This window comes from Kitasatospora sp. NPDC088264 (assembly GCF_040685715.1).
GTDB lineage: Bacteria > Actinomycetota > Actinomycetes > Streptomycetales > Streptomycetaceae > Kitasatospora.
The window spans coordinates 17,251-33,884 of the sequence record NZ_JBFBIR010000033.1; the positions used below are offsets into that span (position 1 = coordinate 17,251).

At 73.7% G+C, this 16,634-nt stretch carries 16 protein-coding genes; 4 read left to right on the plus strand and 12 right to left on the minus strand.

Annotated features, from left to right (window positions below; genetic code table 11):
• Window positions 1-1,199: 1,199 nt before the first annotated feature.
• Window positions 1,200-3,035, plus strand: coding sequence for an ABC transporter ATP-binding protein (locus tag AB0O82_RS23950; protein ID WP_363585982.1), 1,836 nt, complete (start codon window positions 1,200-1,202; stop codon window positions 3,033-3,035).
• A 66-nt stretch (window positions 3,036-3,101) separates the two neighbouring features.
• Here the strand turns inward: AB0O82_RS23950 and AB0O82_RS23955 are convergent, their stop codons facing one another.
• Together AB0O82_RS23955 and AB0O82_RS23960 are read right to left on the minus strand one after the other, a co-directional pair.
• Window positions 3,102-3,521: a hypothetical protein gene (locus tag AB0O82_RS23955; protein ID WP_363585983.1), complete on the minus strand. Its 420-nt coding sequence runs from the start codon at window positions 3,519-3,521 to the stop codon at window positions 3,102-3,104.
• Between the two features lie 236 nt (window positions 3,522-3,757).
• Window positions 3,758-5,140, minus strand: a complete 1,383-nt coding sequence (locus AB0O82_RS23960; RefSeq protein ID WP_363586029.1) for an amino acid permease — start codon at window positions 5,138-5,140, stop codon at window positions 3,758-3,760.
• Between the two features lie 401 nt (window positions 5,141-5,541).
• On the opposite strand from AB0O82_RS23960, the gene AB0O82_RS23965 reads away from it, so the two are divergent.
• Window positions 5,542-5,766, plus strand: coding sequence for a hypothetical protein (locus AB0O82_RS23965; protein ID WP_363585984.1), 225 nt, complete (start codon window positions 5,542-5,544; stop codon window positions 5,764-5,766).
• Between the two features lie 70 nt (window positions 5,767-5,836).
• Here the strand turns inward: AB0O82_RS23965 and AB0O82_RS23970 are convergent, their stop codons facing one another.
• Window positions 5,837-6,787 carry a deoxyribonuclease IV gene (locus tag AB0O82_RS23970; protein WP_363585985.1) on the minus strand — a complete coding sequence of 317 codons (951 nt, stop codon included), beginning with the start codon at window positions 6,785-6,787 and terminating at the stop codon, window positions 5,837-5,839.
• Window positions 6,788-7,123: 336 nt separating this feature from the next.
• On the opposite strand from AB0O82_RS23970, the gene AB0O82_RS23975 reads away from it, so the two are divergent.
• Window positions 7,124-8,197, plus strand: a complete 1,074-nt coding sequence (locus AB0O82_RS23975; protein ID WP_363585986.1) for a right-handed parallel beta-helix repeat-containing protein — start codon at window positions 7,124-7,126, stop codon at window positions 8,195-8,197.
• Between the two features lie 98 nt (window positions 8,198-8,295).
• Window positions 8,296-9,327 carry a methyltransferase gene (locus AB0O82_RS23980; protein WP_363585987.1) on the plus strand — a complete coding sequence of 344 codons (1,032 nt, stop codon included), beginning with the start codon at window positions 8,296-8,298 and terminating at the stop codon, window positions 9,325-9,327.
• A 69-nt stretch (window positions 9,328-9,396) separates the two neighbouring features.
• Here AB0O82_RS23980 and AB0O82_RS23985 read toward each other — a convergent pair whose 3' ends face one another.
• The 9 genes from AB0O82_RS23985 to AB0O82_RS24025 form a co-directional block, all read right to left on the minus strand.
• Entirely contained in the window at window positions 9,397-10,095 is a 699-nt protein-coding gene (locus AB0O82_RS23985; protein ID WP_363585988.1) for a class F sortase, read from the minus strand.
• 168 nt (window positions 10,096-10,263) lie between these two features.
• A complete protein-coding gene (locus tag AB0O82_RS23990; protein ID WP_363585989.1) occupies window positions 10,264-10,857 on the minus strand; it encodes a hypothetical protein in 594 nt (197 codons plus the stop codon).
• Between the two features lie 521 nt (window positions 10,858-11,378).
• A complete protein-coding gene (locus AB0O82_RS23995; protein ID WP_063351612.1) occupies window positions 11,379-11,699 on the minus strand; it encodes a TcmI family type II polyketide cyclase in 321 nt (106 codons plus the stop codon).
• A 5-nt stretch (window positions 11,700-11,704) separates the two neighbouring features.
• Window positions 11,705-12,160: an SRPBCC family protein gene (locus tag AB0O82_RS24000; RefSeq protein ID WP_363585990.1), complete on the minus strand. Its 456-nt coding sequence runs from the start codon at window positions 12,158-12,160 to the stop codon at window positions 11,705-11,707.
• Window position 12,161: 1 nt separating this feature from the next.
• Window positions 12,162-12,425 (minus strand): acyl carrier protein, encoded by a 264-nt coding sequence (locus AB0O82_RS24005; protein WP_363585991.1) that lies wholly within the window; start codon window positions 12,423-12,425, stop codon window positions 12,162-12,164.
• 34 nt (window positions 12,426-12,459) lie between these two features.
• Window positions 12,460-13,701 carry a beta-ketoacyl synthase N-terminal-like domain-containing protein gene (locus AB0O82_RS24010; protein WP_363585992.1) on the minus strand — a complete coding sequence of 414 codons (1,242 nt, stop codon included), beginning with the start codon at window positions 13,699-13,701 and terminating at the stop codon, window positions 12,460-12,462.
• 5 nt (window positions 13,702-13,706) lie between these two features.
• The gene (locus AB0O82_RS24015; RefSeq protein WP_363585993.1) at window positions 13,707-14,963 is read right to left on the minus strand and encodes a beta-ketoacyl-[acyl-carrier-protein] synthase family protein; all 1,257 of its coding nucleotides are present in this window, start codon (window positions 14,961-14,963) and stop codon (window positions 13,707-13,709) included.
• Window positions 14,960-15,385, minus strand: coding sequence for a cupin domain-containing protein (locus tag AB0O82_RS24020; RefSeq protein ID WP_350879141.1), 426 nt, complete (start codon window positions 15,383-15,385; stop codon window positions 14,960-14,962). Before AB0O82_RS24020 ends, AB0O82_RS24015 begins: the two co-directional genes overlap by 4 nt.
• 32 nt (window positions 15,386-15,417) lie before the next feature.
• Window positions 15,418-16,584: a SchA/CurD-like domain-containing protein gene (locus tag AB0O82_RS24025; RefSeq protein WP_363585994.1), complete on the minus strand. Its 1,167-nt coding sequence runs from the start codon at window positions 16,582-16,584 to the stop codon at window positions 15,418-15,420.
• Window positions 16,585-16,634: the final 50 nt, after the last annotated feature.

Genomic DNA, 16,634 nt, shown 5'->3' on the forward strand with positions numbered 1-16,634 from the left:
CGCTCTCGGCCTCACCCACCCAGCTGCCCGAGCCGACGACCACCCCCACCACACCGGCGTCTCCTTCGGAGCATCCTCCAGGGAATGAGGCATCCCGGACGAGGACTCCTGTGACGAGGACTCCTGCGAGGAGGAATGCCGCCCCGTAGCCGCGATACCGGCGGGGCCACCGAGGGGCCGAGCAGCACGGGCAGCACGGGCAGCCGGCGGGCGGGCCGGGGAGTGGGGCGAGGGTGCCGCCGATGGTGGCGCCGTCACCCGAACGCAGTCGCTTCGGGTTCTCGTGGGCCCCGGAGTCGCCCGGAAGGCGGCTGCGGGGCGCCTCCTCAGGGCGGACTCGCCGTGGCGCAGGCGGTGCCGGGGCCTCGTTCCGGTGGTTCCCGCGGGGCTCGACGCGGGGTCTCGCCTCTCGCCGCGCGGGGGTGCGCACCCCCGCCCCGTCGGTCGGCTGCGCCATCCGGGTAGGCGTCGGCGGGCGGGGTCGGCGGCCCGGGCGGGGGTCTTCGGGGAGGGGGCGCGAGGGCCGGGGGCTCGCGCCGACGCCGTCGTCGCGGGGGCCTGCGGTCGACCGGTGGGCGGCGGCGCCCGGTGCGCGGGCGCGGCTGTTTCGAGACGCCGGACGAACGGCACTTGACGGTGGGTCAGTCGCCGAGCCGACCGGGCGGCTCCTCGCCCGACCCGGCTCGTCGGGGGGCCGGTCGGGAGGGCCGGATCCGGCCGCCGGGGCGGGGGTCGGGCGGCCGAGTCCGGGGTCCCTTCGCATGCCGAGGACCGGTCGCGGTTGCGGTCCAGAAGCTGCGAGCGGGGGCGCCAGGCGGATACTGGAGATGTGAGAACGGCTCTGGCAGGCACATCCCTGACGTGCCCGCCGCTTAGGGCTGTCTCACGGCAACGGCAGTCTCTGTCGTGCTCCCCGGGTCCGCGCCGTCGGCGTCGGCCGTGGACGTGCGGCGTGCCAATGCAAGGGAAGAAATGGAGTCGTGATGAGTTACTTCAACCGCAGGGACCGCGGTCGCGGACGTGAACGTGACCGTCGCCGCCGTCGCCACGGCCGCCGTCGTCGGTTTGGCTTCTGGTGACAGATAAGGGCGGTCCGGGCTGTGCTTAACAGCCCGGCATGACACCCATCCCTGGGGCCGGCGGTATCACCGCCGGCCCCTCATCCTGAGTGGGGTTCCTCCATGCACGGTGCGACGCCCATGGGGGGTCCGGAGGACCGGGCAGCCGACCGGGCCATCGACCAGGGGCCGGTGGCGGACTCGCCCGCCATCTCGCTGCGCGAGCTGTTCCGGCGGTTCTGGCCGTGGGTCAGACCGGACTTGCGCTGGCTGCCGCTGAGCGCGGTGCTGCTCGTTCTCGGAGCCTTCGGCGAGGTCGTCTCGGTCTGGATGTTCAAGGACCTGATCGACGAGGTCCTGGTGCCTCGGCACTTCGCCGAGTTCTGGCCGCTCGGCGGCACGATGCTCGCCGCGGCCGCGGCGGCGGCGCTGTTCACCTTCGCGGGCACCTACACCGGCACCTGGATCGCGGAGCGGTACCTGCTCCGGCTCCGTACCGGCACACTGGCCCATCTGCACACCCTGCCGCCCGACACCCTGGAGACCCGCTGGCGCGGCGACCTGGTGGCCCGGATGACCGCCGACATCGCGACGATCGAGCAGATGGTCGCGACCGGCCTGGTCGAGGGCGCGGTGGCCTCGGTCAGCCTGGTGCTGTTCGCCGGCGCGGCGTTCTACCTGAGCTGGCCCCTCACCCTGGCGGCGCTGATCGTCGCGCCGCTGTTCATCCTCACCACCGGTTTCTTCGGGCGCCGCATCCGCATCCGGGAGCGGCAGGTCCAGCGCCGCGCCGGCGGCGTCACCGCGCTGCTGGAGGAGACGCTGCGCAACGTGGTGGTCACCCGCACCTGCGGCCAGGAGGAGCGCGAGGTCGAGCGGGTGCACCGCGAGGGAAAGGCCCTGCTGGACGCCGAGCTCTCCGCCGCCCGGATGTCCGACCTCTACCAGCCCCTCCTCAACGTCCTCCAGATGCTCGCCGGTCTGGTCGTGGTGGGCGTCGGCGCCCTCCAGGTGATCCACGGCGGGCTGAGCCTGGGTGGTCTGCTCGCCTTCGCCGCCTTCATGGCGCAGCTGTTCGAGCCGATCCAGCAACTCGCCGGGCTCGTCCCGCTCGCGGGCGCGGCCTGCGCCTCGGGCGAGCGCCTACTGGAGATCCACGACCTGTCCAGTCCGGTCCGGGAGAGCCCCGCCGCGCGGGACGCCGGCGCGGTCCGCGGCCGGGTCTCCTTCGAGGGTGTCCACGTCGCCTACGCCGGCAGCCACGACGCCCCGGTGCTGTCCGACGTCAGCTTCGACGTCAGTCCCGGCAAGGTCCTGGCCGTCATCGGCCCCAGCGGCAGCGGCAAGTCCACGCTCGCCAAGCTCCTGGTCCGCTTCCTGGACCCGCAGTCCGGTACCGTCCGCCTCGACGGCACCGACATCCAGGACCTGACCATCGCCTCGCTGCGTGCGGCGATCAGCTTCCTGCCCCAGCAGGCGCAGCTCTTCCACGCGACCATCCGGGACAACATCGCCTACGGCAGGCCCGACGCCCCGCAGGGCGACATCGAACGCGCGGCCCGCAGCGCGGGCGCCCACGGCTTCATCACCGCGCTGCCGCAGGGGTACGGCACGGTCATCGGCGACGAGGGCTTCCAGCTCTCCGGCGGGCAGGCCCAGCGCGTCGCCATCGCCCGGGCCTTCCTGCGCGGCGCGCCGGTCCTCGTCCTGGACGAACCCACCACCGGCCTGGACCCGAAGACCGTCCAGCAGCTGATCCCCCCGCTGCGCCGCCTGATGGCGGGCCGCACCACGATCCTGATCACCCACGACCCGGCCTTCCTCCCGCTGGCCGACCACGTCCTCACCCTCCAGCCGCCGGACGCCCCGCGGCCCCGCGCCCGCTTCGCGGAATCGGCCGCCGGGCGCCCGGAGGCCGTCGCGGTGAACGTGTCCGAGGCGCGGCTTCCCGGTGAGCGGGGCCACGGGCCGGGGTGACCTTCGCCCCCACTCGAACGGCCGGGATCCGCAGGCTGCGGATCCCGGCCGTTCGAGTGCGTGCGGTCAGGAAACGACGATGGTGGTCCGCGGGTAGTAGACGAACGGCGGGCAGGCCGAGCCGCGATCCGGGAAGGCGCACCGCCAGATCCAGGTGATGTCGCTCGTCCCGGCGGTGGCCGCGTTGAAGGTCGCGTGCGTGGTGTTGTCGGGGTCGGTGCTGCCCGAGGTCTGCGGCAGCACCGAGGGCGCGGTCGTCGCCGGGACGGAGGACAGCCAGGTGACGGTGCTGTCGCGGTAGGGCGGCAGGTCGATCTGGACCACGTCACCCGGGTGAACCTGCACGGTCTGGCCGTTGGAGGCGGCGCCGAGGACCACGACGTCGTTCAGGGCCGGTCGCGCCGGGGCCGCGGCGGCGGTGGTGACGGTGCCGGCGGTCAGGGCGAGGACGGCGGCGGGGGCTGTCAACAGCCTCAGGATCTTCATGGCACTCCCGGTACTCGAAGGTTCACGGAAACGGAGGTTCGCGCAGAACGGCGGTGCAGGGTGCGGAGGTTCCGGTCTCCCGTCTATCCGGCGCGGGCGGGCCGGCCGATGGCGAGGAGCCGCCCGGGAGGGAAACCTCCGGCCAAGGATGTCCACATCCGCCGCTCCGGGCAAGGTGCGTGACGATCCGTCAGGAGCCCGTCACTCCGAGCCGCCGCGGCCCCGGCCCCGGGCCGTCAGTCCCGGCGGCGGGCCGCCATCCAGACGTAGACCAGGATCCCGGCGAACAGGAACAGCACGCCCTGGTAGACGGCCGCGTAACCGGCGCCGGCCACCAGCCACAGGGAGAAGCCGAAGGCGCCCAGGCCCAGCACCGCGTCCCGGGCGAGCCGGCCCCCGGAGACCTTGTCGGGCATGCCGCGCACCAGCCAGTACAGCTGCGCGGCGGTGGAGAGCAGGTACGGGACGGTCGCGGTGAAGGTGGTGACCAGCACCAGGATGTCGAACGCGCCCTTGGCGCCGGTGGCGAAGTTGAGGATGGTCAGCACCGAGGCCAGCGCGACGCTGGTCACGACGCCGAACACCGGGACGCCGCGCCGCTCCTTGGCGAAGGCGGCCGGGAACAGCCCGTCCTTGGCGGCCGCGTACGGCGCCTGGGCGGCCAGCAGCGTCCAGCCGTTGAGCGCGCCGGTCATCGAGACGAGTGCGGCGACGGCGATGGCCGTGCCGCCCCACGTGCCGCCGAACATGGCGTCCACGGCGTCCGAGAACGGCGCGGTGGAGTGGATCAGCCGGTCGTGGGCGACGGTGCCGAAGACCGCGAGCGTGCCCAACAGGTAGACCACCGCCGCACCGGCCGTGCCGAGCACGCTGGCCCGCCCGACGTTGCGCTCCGGATCGCGGACCTGGCCGGCGCTCATCGCGGCCGACTCCACGCCCAGGTAGCTGAAGAGCAGGATGGCCGCGGCCGCCGTCATCCCGCCGGCCCAGCCGTGCCCGGTGGCGTCGAAGGGGCCCAGGTTGCGCGCGTCGAAGAAGCCCAGGCCGCCCACCGCGACCAGCAGCAGCGGGATGAACTTGAGGACGGTGGAGACGAGTTGGACGGCGCCGACGTAGCGGGTGCCGGCCAGGTTCGCCAGCGCGGGCAGCCACTGGAAGGCCATCGCGGCGGCGATGCTGAGCCCGATGGAGTGGCCGACGGGCAGCAGCACGTCGAGGTAGCCGACGGCGGCGACCGCGAGCGCGGCGTTGCTGACCCAGGTGGTGATCCAGTACGACCAGGCCGACAGGAACCCGGCGAAGTCCCCGAAGGCCTCCCGGGCGTAGACGTACGGCCCGCCGGTGCGCGGGTTGCGGCGCGCGAGCTGCCCGAAGACGAGCGCGAGTGCGATCGCGCCCACGGTCAGGACGACGAAGGAGACCAGGCTGACCGTCCCGTAGGGGGCCACGGCGGCGGGGATCATGAAGATGCCGCCGCCGATGATGTTGCCCATCACCAGGGCGGTGGCGGTCGGCAGGCCGAAGCGGCCGCCCTTGCGGGGCGTCGCGGTGACCGCTTCCGGGGTCTCCGGCGGGCTCGGTCGGGTCGCCTGCCGGGGTGCGGCCGGGCTGGTCTGCATGAGGGTGGTGCGCCTTTCGTGGTCCTGCGCGTGCTCGGTGGAGCCACCGTTCATGCTCGAACCGGGTGGCGCTCTGTACCAAATCGATGGGATTTGTTCAGTCGGCCTGGCATGTCACCGCAAGACTTGCGGTCCCGCACCGGTCGGACGGGCACTCGTCCTGCGCCGGTCCGGACCGGCCGTTCGGTGTGCGGCCGGGTGTCCGAGGGCGTTCACCCGGGGGAGGGATGTCGTCACCCGAATGCCTCAGCCGGTTTGCGGCGCGCCGCGGCGCGTGCGCGTTCGTGTGCAAACGTTGGCCCGGCGCTTCCCCCGGTGGGGCGCCGTCCGCCCCGTCCGGTGGCCGCACCGGCCGTTCCGGGAGGCGGATCGAGGACCAGAATCGAACCAGAGGACATCAGATGTCGCTTCGTGGGAAGATCCGCAAGCTCGCCGTGATCGCGGCCGTGGCGGGCGCCGCTGCCTTCGCGGCGCCGGCGCCGGCGATGGCGGCCTGGCACGGGTCGCACTCGTCGACCGGGCAGAGCCTGGAGTCGGGTTCGGCTGGTGTCGGCCTGTTCGGCCCGCACGCCAACTGGCTGAACGTCCACGAGCACACCGAGGACGACTGCATCGGCGACTGCTGACCGACCGGTGAGCCCGGGGGCCGCTGTGGGCCCCCGGGCTCACGGCTGTCCGAGCGGCGGGCCGAGCAGGTCAGGCCGGCCGGGCGGGGGCGGCAGCCCGCTCGCGCAGTTCCTTCAGCACGGCGATGTCCATCGCGTGCCCGGTGCCGTCCCCGCCGTGCTTGCGGTCCGGGGTCTCCACCAGCAGCGGGACACCGGCCGTCTCCGGGTGCTCGAACAGCTCGCGGAACGGTTCCGCGCCGATCATCCCGGCGCCGATGTTGGCGTGCCGGTCCTTGCGCGCGCCGACGACGTCCTCGGAGTCGTTGGCGTGGATCAGCCGCAGCCGGCCCGGCCCGGCCGCCGACGCCAGGGCGTCCAGCGCGGCCGTCACCCCGCCCGGTACGGCCAGGTCGTGCCCGGCGGCGAAGGCGTGGCAGGTGTCCAGGCAGACGCCGACCTTCGGGTGCCCGTCCAGCGCCTCGACGTACTCGGCGAGCTCCTCCAGCCGGGAGCAGAGCGAGCTGCCCTGGCCCGCCGTCGGCTCCAGCAGCAGCCAGGGCGCGTCCTCGCCGAGGGCGTCCAGTTCGTCCAGCAGCGGCCGCACGTCGGCCCGGACCTGTGCCATCGCCTCGGCCCGCCGGGAGCCGCCGCCGGGCGCCGTGCCGACCGCCGACCCGGTGTGCAGGACGACGCCCAGCGCGCCGATCGCGTGGCCGCGGCGCAGCGAGTGCCGCAGCGAGTCGGCCGAGCGCTCGCGGGTGGCCGGGTTGTCCGAGCCGAAATTGATCAGGTACGGGGCGTGCACCCAGGCGGGGAGTGCCTGCTCGGCGCAGGCCGCCCGGAACTCCTCGTCCTGCGCGGGGTTGCCCGGCGGGGTGGCCCAGCCACGCGGGTTGGCCACGAACACCTGCACGGTCTCGGCGCCGACCCGGCGCGCGTACGCCAGCCCCGTTCCGGCCAGCCCGCGGGCGGCCACCGGAACGTGGGCGCCGACCGGGTTGCGGAGGGTGCCGAGGGGCGCTGCGGGTGCGGTGGTCATGGCCCCGAGGATGTCACGCCGCCGGCCGGCGGTGGCACGCGGCCCGGTCGGCGGTGCCGGGGCGGTCCGAGGGCGTGCCGTGCGGCGTGGTCCGGAGCGCGCCGCGCCGTACGCGCCACGCCGGGCCGTCCCACCACCGGCCGACGCCCCGTCAGTCCCGCAGCCCAGCCCTGGTGGCGGGCCCACCCGGCGGCCCATAGCGTCGAGTCGGCCGCACCCACCGGCCGTCACCACCCCCGCACACCGTGTAACAACAGACACCGCGTACCTAGCGCGCCGCCCGGCAGGCTCCGGCCGCACACCGGCGAGCGCGCCGGAAAGAACAGGTCACCACTCATGCCCACGCGACGGGTCCACCACTTCGCCGCGGCCACCGCCGCCGCCACCGCCCTGACCACCGTCCTCGCCGGCCTGGCCACCGTGCCCGCGGCGCACGCCGCCGACGGGCTGCACGTCGTCCAGCCGGGCGAATCGATTCAGCAGGCCGTCGACGCCGCCCTCCCCGGCGACACCGTCCAACTGCTCGCCGGCACCTACCCCGGCAGCGTCCGCATCACCACCCCGGGCCTCACCCTGCGCGGCGCCGGCGCGGACAGCGTGATCACCCCCGGGGACGGTACCGAGAACGCCTGCGCCACCGCCGGACACGGCCTGTGCGTCGACGGCACCGAGGCGGCCCCGCTGCCGGACGTCACCATCGAGACCCTCACCGTCACCGGCTTCCGCAAGAACGGCATCGACGCCAGCGGCACCACCGGCCTGACCGTGCGCGACACCTACGTCCACGACAACGCCCAGCAGGGCATCAGCCAGGAGATCTCCACCCGGGCCCGGATCGTCGGCAACCGCGCGACCCACAACGGCCAGTCCGGTGTCTTCCTCGCCAACTACGCCTACCGCGAGGGCGGCGCGCCCGACACCGGGGGCACCGTCGTGGAGGGCAACGAGCTGACCGAGAACCGGGTCGGCGTCACCGTCCGCCGACTGCGCGGGCTGGCCGTCCAGGACAACGAGCTCCGCGGCAACTGCGCCGGCGTCTTCGTGGTCGGCGACGAGGGCGTGCCCCGGGCCGGGGACCTCGACGTGCGCCGCAACGAGGTCGTCGCCAACAACATGTTCTGCCCGGCCAACCCGCGGCTGGGCGCCATCCAGGGCGCGGGCATCGTGCTCACCGGGGTCGAGGACGCCCGGGTCACCGACAACGAGGTCCACGACAACGTCGGCAGCTCGGACTTCTCCGGCGGGATCGTCCTCTTCAAGAGCGTCGTCGGCGTCGCCAACGCCCGCAACACCGTCGCCGACAACCACCTGAGCGGCAACAGCCCGGCCGACATCGCCGACCGCGACACCGGCGAGAACGCGTTCGCCCGAAACACCTGCGCGCGGTCCGAGCCGTTCGGCCGCTGCTGAGCCGCGGCACCCGCTCCCGGTACGACCCGCATCCGGTACGACCCGCCCCCGGCACGCGCCCCCGGCACCCCCGCCCCCGTCGACAAGGAAGACCTCCCATGACGATCGCACCGCCCCCGACTCCCCAGGCCGCGATGCGCCTGCGCGAGCTCGTCTTCGGCGCCGCCTGCGCCGCCGCCGTCCGCGCGGCCGCCCGGCTCGGTGTCGCCGACGTGCTCGGCGACACCCCGACCAGCCTCACCGATCTCGCCGCCGCCCTCGACACCGAGCCCCTGCCGCTGCGCCGCCTGCTGCGCGCGCTCACCTGCTACGGCATCTTCTCCGAGACCTCCGACGACCGCTTCGAGCACACCGAGATGTCCCGCCTGCTGCGCGAGGACGCCCCCAACTCGCTGCGCTACATCTCCCTCTGGTGCACCGAGCCGTGGACCTGGGAGGCCTGGCCCAAGCTGGACGAGGCGGTCCGCTCCGGCCGCAACGTCTTCCCCGAACTGTTCGGCAAGGAGTTCTTCGACTACCTGCACAGCGACGCGGGCGACTCCGCGAAGGTCTTCGACAAGGCGATGACCACCTCCAGCCGGCAGTCCGCCCACGACCTCGCCGAGTACCTGGACCTCACCGGCGTCGACTCGGTGGCGGACATCGGCGGCGGCCAGGGGCACGTGCTGGCCAGCCTGCTGGAGAAGCACCCGGCGCTGCACGGCACCCTGCTCGACCTGCCCAAGGTGGTCGCCGGCGCCGAACCCCGGCTCCAGGACGGCGGCGCCTTCTCGGCCCGCGCCCGACTGGTGCCCGGTGACTGCCGGGTGGAGATCCCGGTCCGCGCCGACCTCTACATCATCAAGAACATCCTGGAGTGGGACGACGAGAGCACCCGCCGCACCCTCGCCAACGTGGTCGCCGCGGCCCGGCCCGGCGCCCGCGTCGTGGTGGTGGAGAACCTGGTCGACGACAGCCCGTCGATGCGCTTCACCACCGCGATGGACCTGATGCTGCTGCTCAACGTCGGCGGCGCCAAGCACTCCAAGGAGAGCATGGTGCGGCTGATGGAGGACGCCGGACTGGACGTCGCGGACGTCCACCCGGTCAACCCCTACCTGCACGCCTTCGAGGCCACCGTGCGCGGCTGAGCACCGGCCCCCACGCGAACGACCGCCGTCCCCCCGGGAGTTGGGGGCGGCGGTCGTTCGCGTTGCCGGTCAGGCCGGGTGCGAGGAGTCCAGGTGCGCGAAGACCACCACGTTGTCCGAGTAGTCCTTCTGGCCCTTGTCGTACGCACCGCCGCAGGTGATCAGCCGCAGCTGGGCGTCGGGCGTCTGGCCGTACACCTTGTCGTCCGGGAAGGCGTTCTTGGGGAAGGCCTCCACCGAGTCCACCGAGAACACCGCGACCGTGCCGTCCGCGCGCTCCACCTCGATCTGCTGGTCCGGTTGCATCTGGCTCAGCATCACGAACACCGCCGGGCCCGTGGTGGTGTCCACGTGCCCGGCGACCACCGAGCTACCGAGCTCGCCCGGGGAGACGCCGTCCCGGTACCAGCCGACCAGGTTGTCGTCGTCCGGCGGCGGCGCGGTGAGCTGGCCCTCCGGATCGAGCGTCAGCTCGGTGAACGGGGCGTCGACGCCGATCTGCGGGATCCGCAGCCGGGTCGGATTGGCGCGGCCCAGCGACGGTGGCGCGGGGGCCGGGTCCTCGGCGGCCTCCGCAGGGGCCTCCGCGGGGGCGTCCGCGGGGGTGGTGGCCGGTGCGGACGGGCGGGGGGTGGCCGGCGCGACGATCGCCGGGGGACGGGTCATGCGGGACGCCGAGTTGGCTCTCGGCGTGGTGTCGACCGAGTTGTACATCAGCAGCAGGCCGACCGCCGCCGCACCGATGCCGGTGCGCAGCAGTCGGGACATTCCAGGGACGGGACCGCCCATCGCTCCTCTTTCTCCATTCCCATGCGCAGCCGGGCCGGTGGCGGCCCGAAAAAGTCCGAAAGGTCCAGAAGGTCCAAAACGACCCGCCGCCCCCGTGCGCGCCGCCCTGGTGGGGAGGCGCGTGGGGGCGGCGTCAGATGCCGGACGTCAGATGGTGGCGCCGGTGTTGCGGCGGTTGCGGCGCAGCGCGTACGCGCCGGCCCCGAGGCCGCCGATCAGCAGGACGGCACCGGAGGCGAGGCCGCCACCGGACAGCGTGGTGCCGGTCTCGGCCACGGCCAGGCCGCCACCGCCGGCGTGCACGCCGCCGTGCGGGCCCTTGCGGCCGTGCTCGCCACCGCGGCCGTGCTCGCCGCCCCGGCCCTCGCCGCCCTTGTCGCCGCCGCGGCCCTCGCCGCCCTTGTCGCCGCCGCGGCCGTGCTCGTCGCCACGGCCCTCGCCGCGGCCGTGCTCGTCGCCGCGGCCTTCGCCACGGCCGTGCTCGTCGCCACGACCCTCGCCGCGGCCGTGCTCGTCGCCACGGCCTTCGCCACGGCCGTGCTCGTCGCCACGGCCTTCGCCGCGGCCGTGCTCGTCGCCACGGTCGTCGCCACGGCCGTGCTCGTCGCCGCGGTCGGACTGGTCCTGCGAGGTGAGGCTCTTCGCCTGGTCGGCGGAGCCGTCGGCGAAGGCCATGGGGGTGCCGACGGTGAGAACGGCGGCGACAGCCGCCCCGGCGAGCAGAGTGCGTGCAGAACGCATGAGGTTGATCCTTCCGATACACAGGCCCGCGATCGCCGGCACGGCGCCGGACAAGGGAATTCGTGGGAACTGCGTCTGATTCACCGTCAACCACCGCGACGTCCGCCGCCACCGGAGAGTGGCGACTTGGGTACGGACTGTGCTCGATTCGAGTGGAGTCCCGGCCCGGTTCACCCGGGTGCCCCAGTGAGACGGGTGAAAAGGATTCGCGGCGGTCCGGGCCGAGTCGGTCCTGTGCTGACGGCGTGTCGGGCCCGCCCAGAAGGCACTGACGCCGCGTCGGACAAGCCCGGATGGTGCTGACGCGACGTCGGGCAGGCCCGGGATGGCACTGACACCGCGTCGGGCGGGCTCGGATGGTGCTGACGTGCCGTCGGGCGGACGTGGGCGGCACTGACGCCGCGTCGGGCCGGCTCGGACGGCGCTGACGCCACGTCCGGTCGAGCCGGACGCGCACGTGGGCCCGCCCCCGGCGGATGGCCGGGGGCGGGCCCAGGACGAGCGGGACGGGTGGGACGGGGTCAGCGGTCCCAGCGGTAGAACTCGTGCGCCATGGCGTCCTTCGGCTCGCGCCAGGTGGCCGGGTCGTAGGCCTGGACGAAGGCGGTCAACTGGTCACTGACGGACCGGAACTCCGGGTGGCCGATGACCTTGGCGACGGCCGGGCCCGGCGGGCGGTCGGCCTCGATGAGGTGCAGGTAGACGTCGCCGAACTGGAACAGGCTGCGGCCGGTGACGCCGATCAGGTGCGGCAGTTCGCCCTGGTCGGACGTGGCGAACACCTCGGCGATGTCCGGTGCGGCCTCGGGCTTCATCCGGGCGACGATCAGGGCGCGGTGCATTCCGGTCACCGCTCCGCCGCCCGCTTCTCGACCTTCTCGCGGATCAGCTCCAGTTGGATCCGGGAGTTGCGGTTGATGTGGTTGACCATGCCGTGGTCGTCGACCGGGGCGGTGGGCTTCATCGCGAAGTCCTGGATCCAGCGCATCCTCGTCCCGGCCGGGACCTCGGCGTACTCCCAACGGATGTCCATGAACTCGAACGGGCCGGGCTCGACGCGGCGGGCGCGCACCGCGAGCGAGGACTTGTCGGTGGTGCGCTCGGAGACCCAGCTCCACACCTGGCCGTTCTCGTCCGGGTGCATGGTGAGCCGGAAGCGGACGCTGTCGCCGTCGCGCTCCAGCACGTCCACCGAGGCGTACTCGCTGAAGAGGTCCGGCCAGTTCTCCAGGTCGTTGGTGATCTCCCAGACCAGGTCGAGGGGGGCGGCGATGACGATCTCGTTGTCGGTGTGTCCGGGCATCTCAGGCACCAGCTTTCGGGGAGAGGAAGGAGGTGTTGACGAGCTGCAGGAACTCGGCCGGGGTCTTGGCGGACTCGGCGCCCGAGGTGACCTTGAGGCCGTGCCGGTTCTCCAGTTCGCCGACGACGCCGAGCAGGCCGAGCGAGTCGACGCCGAACTCGTCGAACTGCGCGCCCGGGCGCTCCAGGTGCAGCGGGTCGACGGTGACGCCGGCCCGGGCCTGGATCAGGGCGGCCAGCTCGTGATAGCTGAGGGTGTTGCTCACGGGATGTCCCTTCGGTGGAGTTGCGGGTGCGGATTCAGGGCCGGTCTCCGCACCGGAGCACCAGTGCGGAGTTGGAACCCATCAGCCCGCGGCTGAGCACCAGTGCGGTGCGCAGTTCGGCCGGACGGGCGCGGCCGGTCACCAGGGCGAGGTCGTGGCTGACCTCGGTGACGTTCGGGGTGGGCGGCAGCACGCCGTCCTCCATGGCCAGGACGGCGGCCGCCACGTCCAGCATCGGCGCGCCGCAGTAGGCCCGTCCGGTGCCGGACTTGGGGGCGGTGACCGGGACGCGTTCGGCCGCCGGGCCGAGCGCGTCGGCCAGTGCGAGCGCCTCGGCCCGGTCGGCGGCCGGAACGCCGAGCGCGTCCGCGAAGACCACGTCGATCTCCTCGGGCGCGATCCTGGCCTCGTCCAGGGCGATGCGGATCGCGGCGGCCAGCCCCTCGCGGGACTCCTCCCAGCGGGAGGCCCCGGTGAAGGTGGAGCCGTGTCCGGCCAGGTGGGCCCGGACGGCGGCGCCGCGCAGCCGGGCCGCCTGCTCGTCCTCCAGCAGCAGCATCGCGCCGCCCTCGGCGGGGGCGAAGCCGCAGGCCTGCGCGGTGAACGGCAGATAGGCCCGGTCGGGCTGCCCGGCAAGGCTGACCTCCGGGTAGCCGAGCTGGCAGACCATCGAGTACGGCGCCAGCGGTGCCTCGGCGGCGCCGGCCACCACCGCGTCGGTGCCGCGCTCGATCGTGCGGGCCGCGTGCGCGAGCGCGTCCAGGCCGCCGGCCTCGTCGCTGGCGACCACCCCGCACGGACCCTTGTAGCCGCCGCGGATCGAGATCTGGCCGGTGCTGGCGGCGTAGAACCAGGCGATGGACTGGTACGGGCCGACGAACTGCGGCCCCTTGCCCCAGAGCTGCTGGAGCTCGCGCTGGCCGAACTCGCCGCCGCCGGAGCCGGCCGCGGTCACCACCCCGACCGCGAAGGGATGCTCGGGGTCGGGGTGGAATCCGGCGTCCGCCACCGCCAGGTCGGCGGCGGCCATCGCGTAGTGCGTGAACCGGTCGGTCTGCACCAGGTACCGGCTGTCGATCGCGGCCCGCGGGTCGAAGTCCCGCACCTGGCCGGCGACGCGCAGCGGCAGCCCGTCGCAGCCCTCGCGGGTGATCCGGTCGAGGACGCTCACGCCCTGCCTGGTGGCCTTCCAGAAGGCGTCGGCCCCAACGCCGTTCGGCGCCACCACGCCGAGGCCGGTGACCACCGCCCGGCGGCCCTGCTGACGTGACGTCATGACACTCACCCCGTTCTGTTGAGCACGACGGCGGACTGGAATCCGCCGAATCCGCTGCCGACCGAGAGGATGTGGCTCAGCGGCAGCTCGCGCGCGGTGCGCGGCACGTAGTCGAGGTCGCACTCCGGGTCCGGAGTCTCGTAGTTGGCGGTCGGCGGCACCACGCCGTGGGCCAGCGCCAGGGTGCAGGCGACCACCTCGATGGCGCCGATCGCGCCGAGCGAGTGCCCGACCATCGACTTGATGGAGCTCATCGGCGTCCGGTAGGCGTGGGCGCCGAGCGAGCGCTTGACGGCGGCGGTCTCGTGCCGGTCGTTCTGCTTGGTGCCCGAACCGTGCGCGTTGACGTAGCCGACGTCGGTGCGGTCCACCCGGGCGTGGGCGAGCGCGTCGTCGATCGCCCGGGACATCTCCAGCCCCTCCTGGGTGAGGCCGGTCATGTGGTAGGCGTTGCCGAAGGTGGCGAAGCCGCCGATCTCGCCGTAGATCCGGGCGCCGCGGCGGCGGGCGTGCTCCAGTTCCTCCAGCACCAGGACGGCGCCGCCCTCGCCGAGGACGAAGCCGTCCCGGTGGGCGTCGAAGGGCCGGGAGGCGTGCTCCGGGTCGTCGTTGCGCTCGCTGGTGGCCTTGATGGCGTCGAAGCAGGCGACGGTGATCGGCGAGATCGGCGAGTCGGAGGCGCCGGCGATGCAGATGTCGGCGCGCCCCTCCTCGACGGCCTGGAAGCCGTAGCCGATCGCGTCGAGGCCGGAGGTGCAGCCGGTGGAGACGGTCTGCACCGGGCCGTGCGCGCCGGTGCGCTCGGCGACCGTGGAGGCCAGCGTGCTGGGCGCGAAGGCCCGGTGCAGCTGCGGATCGGCCCGCTGGTGGTCGACGTCCCAGCGGGCGCCGCCGGCGCTGACCAGGGCGTAGTCGTGCTCCAGCCGGGTGGTGCCGCCGACGGCGGTGCCGAGCGAGACGGCGATCCGCCACGGGTCCTCGGCGGCCAGGTCCAGGCCCGCGTCGGCGATCGCCTCGTCCGCCGCGACCATCGCGAACTGCACGTAGCGGTCGGCCCGCTGGACGTCCGCCGGGCCCAGCCCGTGGGCCGCCGGGTCGAAGTCGACCTCGGCGGCGATCCGGGAGCGGAACCCGGTGGGGTCGAAGAGCGTGATGCCCCGGGTGGCGGTGCGGCCGGAGGTGAGGAGCTCCCAGAACGCCGGGACCCCGACCCCGCCGGGCGCGACGACGCCGATCCCGGTGACGGCGACGCGCCGGGTCACGAGGCCACCTTGGCGTGTTCCGGCGGCCCGGCGGCGCCGGTCTCCTCGGTGTCCACGTGGCCGAGTTCGGGGCGGGGGGCGAGCGGGCCGAGGTGGAACACCATCCGGGCCTCGGTGTCGCCGACGTTGCGGAAGCGGTGGCGCATGTTGATCGGGATCATCAGGCCCTGGTTGGGCCTGATCGGACGGCTCTCGCCGTCCAGGTCCACCTCCAGGTCGCCGCTGACCACGAACACGAACTCCTCGGAGTACGGGTGGTAGTGCTCGCCGATCCGCTCGCCGGGCTGGACGATCGCCAGCCCCATGAACCCGCTGGTCGCCCCGCAGGTGGTCGGGGTGAGCATGGCGCGCAGGTCGCCGCCGCGCCGACGGTTCTCCGGTGCCTCGTCGACGTGCACGATCCGTGGGTACTGCGTGGTCATGGTGTCTTCCTCCGAGAGATGCGGCTGGTTCTTCAGTTGTCCTGCGAGCTGCGGTCGGTGACCGGGCTCATGGCGCGGGCGGCCAGGGCGGCGGCGAGTCCGGTGGAGGTGCGCAGGTCGCCCTGCGGGCCGAGGTCGAGCAGTCGGCCGAGTGCGGCGGCCTCCTGGTCGCCCGCCACGCCGAGGGCGGCCGCCGGGTCGGCCTCGGCCGGCACCCGCAGGTCGACCAGGCGCACCACCACGTCCGCCCGGTGGAACACGGTGCTGGCCGCGACCGGGCCGGTCGGGTCGGCGGTGGCGAGGTTGTCGTAGTCGGCGAGCAGCTCGGCGACGGCCTGCCCCTCGCCCGGGCGGACGGGGTACAGCACGGCGTGCCGGTGCAGCCGGGCGGAGGTCGGGGAGCTGGCGATCGCCTGGTGCTTCGCCGGCAGCGCGGCCCGGGCGAAGAAGGCGCGCGCGGCCTGCGGGTCGCCCAGCTGGCGGGCCTCCTCCAGGTACGGGTTGATCGCCTCCTCGACGGCCCGCACCTCCGGCTGCATCGCCACGTGGCGCAGCGCGTCGCCGAGGTTGCCGACCACCTCGACGGCCCGGACCACCCGGTTGCCGTGCATGAACAGCGAGGTGCGGTGCAGCCGGGTGTGCTCGTCCACCTCGGCCCGGGGCGAGGCGTAGCCGGACAGGATCCGGGCCACCTCGTGCTCGCTGCCGGGCTTGACCGTGAAGGTGAGCGCGTGCCGGACCACGCCGTCCGGGCCGGGCTCGGCCTTCGGCGGGCCGACGTGCCCGGCGGGCTCGGTGCGCGGCAGGCCGGGCGGCACCTCCAGGGGGGCCCGGGTGCCGGTGGAGCCGGCCGCCGAGGTCTCGCGCAGGATGCCGTAGCGCAGCGAGCGGAAGTTGTCGCTGACGCAGCCGTGCATCGGCTTGACCATCTCGCGGTGGGCGGGGCTGTCCACCCACTCCAGGAAGGTGTCCTGGTCCTCCCACTCGCTGGTGATCAGCCACTGGCGGGGGTCGTTGATCGACTGGCACAGCTGGTCGCTGACATGGCCGGGCACCGAGGCCACCTGGTGGCGCAGCTGCTCGTAGACGTCGAGGAAGCGCTGCTGGGCGCCGTCCTGGATCTCCAGCATCAGTACCACCCGGAGCCGGGTGTCGGAGTCGGCCTGCTGCTTCCGCTGCGGTTCGGACAGAGTTGTCATGATCCACTTTCTGCTCTGGGCCGCACGTTGCGGGCCGCGGTGGGCCGCGT

What these genes read in the sequence shown, in the direction of transcription:
- AB0O82_RS23995 (WP_063351612.1), bottom strand. Translation starts at nt 11,699, where the DNA reads ATGCACCGCGCCCTGATCGTCGCCCGGATGAAGCCCGAGGCCGCACCG.
- AB0O82_RS23950 (WP_363585982.1), top strand. Translation starts at nt 1,200, where the DNA reads ATGGGGGGTCCGGAGGACCGGGCAGCCGACCGGGCCATCGACCAGGGG.
- AB0O82_RS23960 (WP_363586029.1), bottom strand. Translation starts at nt 5,140, where the DNA reads ATGCAGACCAGCCCGGCCGCACCCCGGCAGGCGACCCGACCGAGCCCG.
- AB0O82_RS23975 (WP_363585986.1), top strand. Translation starts at nt 7,124, where the DNA reads ATGCCCACGCGACGGGTCCACCACTTCGCCGCGGCCACCGCCGCCGCC.
- AB0O82_RS23980 (WP_363585987.1), top strand. Translation starts at nt 8,296, where the DNA reads ATGACGATCGCACCGCCCCCGACTCCCCAGGCCGCGATGCGCCTGCGC.
- AB0O82_RS23985 (WP_363585988.1), bottom strand. Translation starts at nt 10,095, where the DNA reads ATGTCCCGACTGCTGCGCACCGGCATCGGTGCGGCGGCGGTCGGCCTG.
- AB0O82_RS23965 (WP_363585984.1), top strand. Translation starts at nt 5,542, where the DNA reads ATGTCGCTTCGTGGGAAGATCCGCAAGCTCGCCGTGATCGCGGCCGTG.
- AB0O82_RS24020 (WP_350879141.1), bottom strand. Translation starts at nt 15,385, where the DNA reads ATGACCACGCAGTACCCACGGATCGTGCACGTCGACGAGGCACCGGAG.
- AB0O82_RS23955 (WP_363585983.1), bottom strand. Translation starts at nt 3,521, where the DNA reads ATGAAGATCCTGAGGCTGTTGACAGCCCCCGCCGCCGTCCTCGCCCTG.
- AB0O82_RS23990 (WP_363585989.1), bottom strand. Translation starts at nt 10,857, where the DNA reads ATGCGTTCTGCACGCACTCTGCTCGCCGGGGCGGCTGTCGCCGCCGTT.
- AB0O82_RS24000 (WP_363585990.1), bottom strand. Translation starts at nt 12,160, where the DNA reads ATGCCCGGACACACCGACAACGAGATCGTCATCGCCGCCCCCCTCGAC.
- AB0O82_RS24010 (WP_363585992.1), bottom strand. Translation starts at nt 13,701, where the DNA reads ATGACGTCACGTCAGCAGGGCCGCCGGGCGGTGGTCACCGGCCTCGGC.
- AB0O82_RS24025 (WP_363585994.1), bottom strand. Translation starts at nt 16,584, where the DNA reads ATGACAACTCTGTCCGAACCGCAGCGGAAGCAGCAGGCCGACTCCGAC.
- AB0O82_RS23970 (WP_363585985.1), bottom strand. Translation starts at nt 6,787, where the DNA reads ATGACCACCGCACCCGCAGCGCCCCTCGGCACCCTCCGCAACCCGGTC.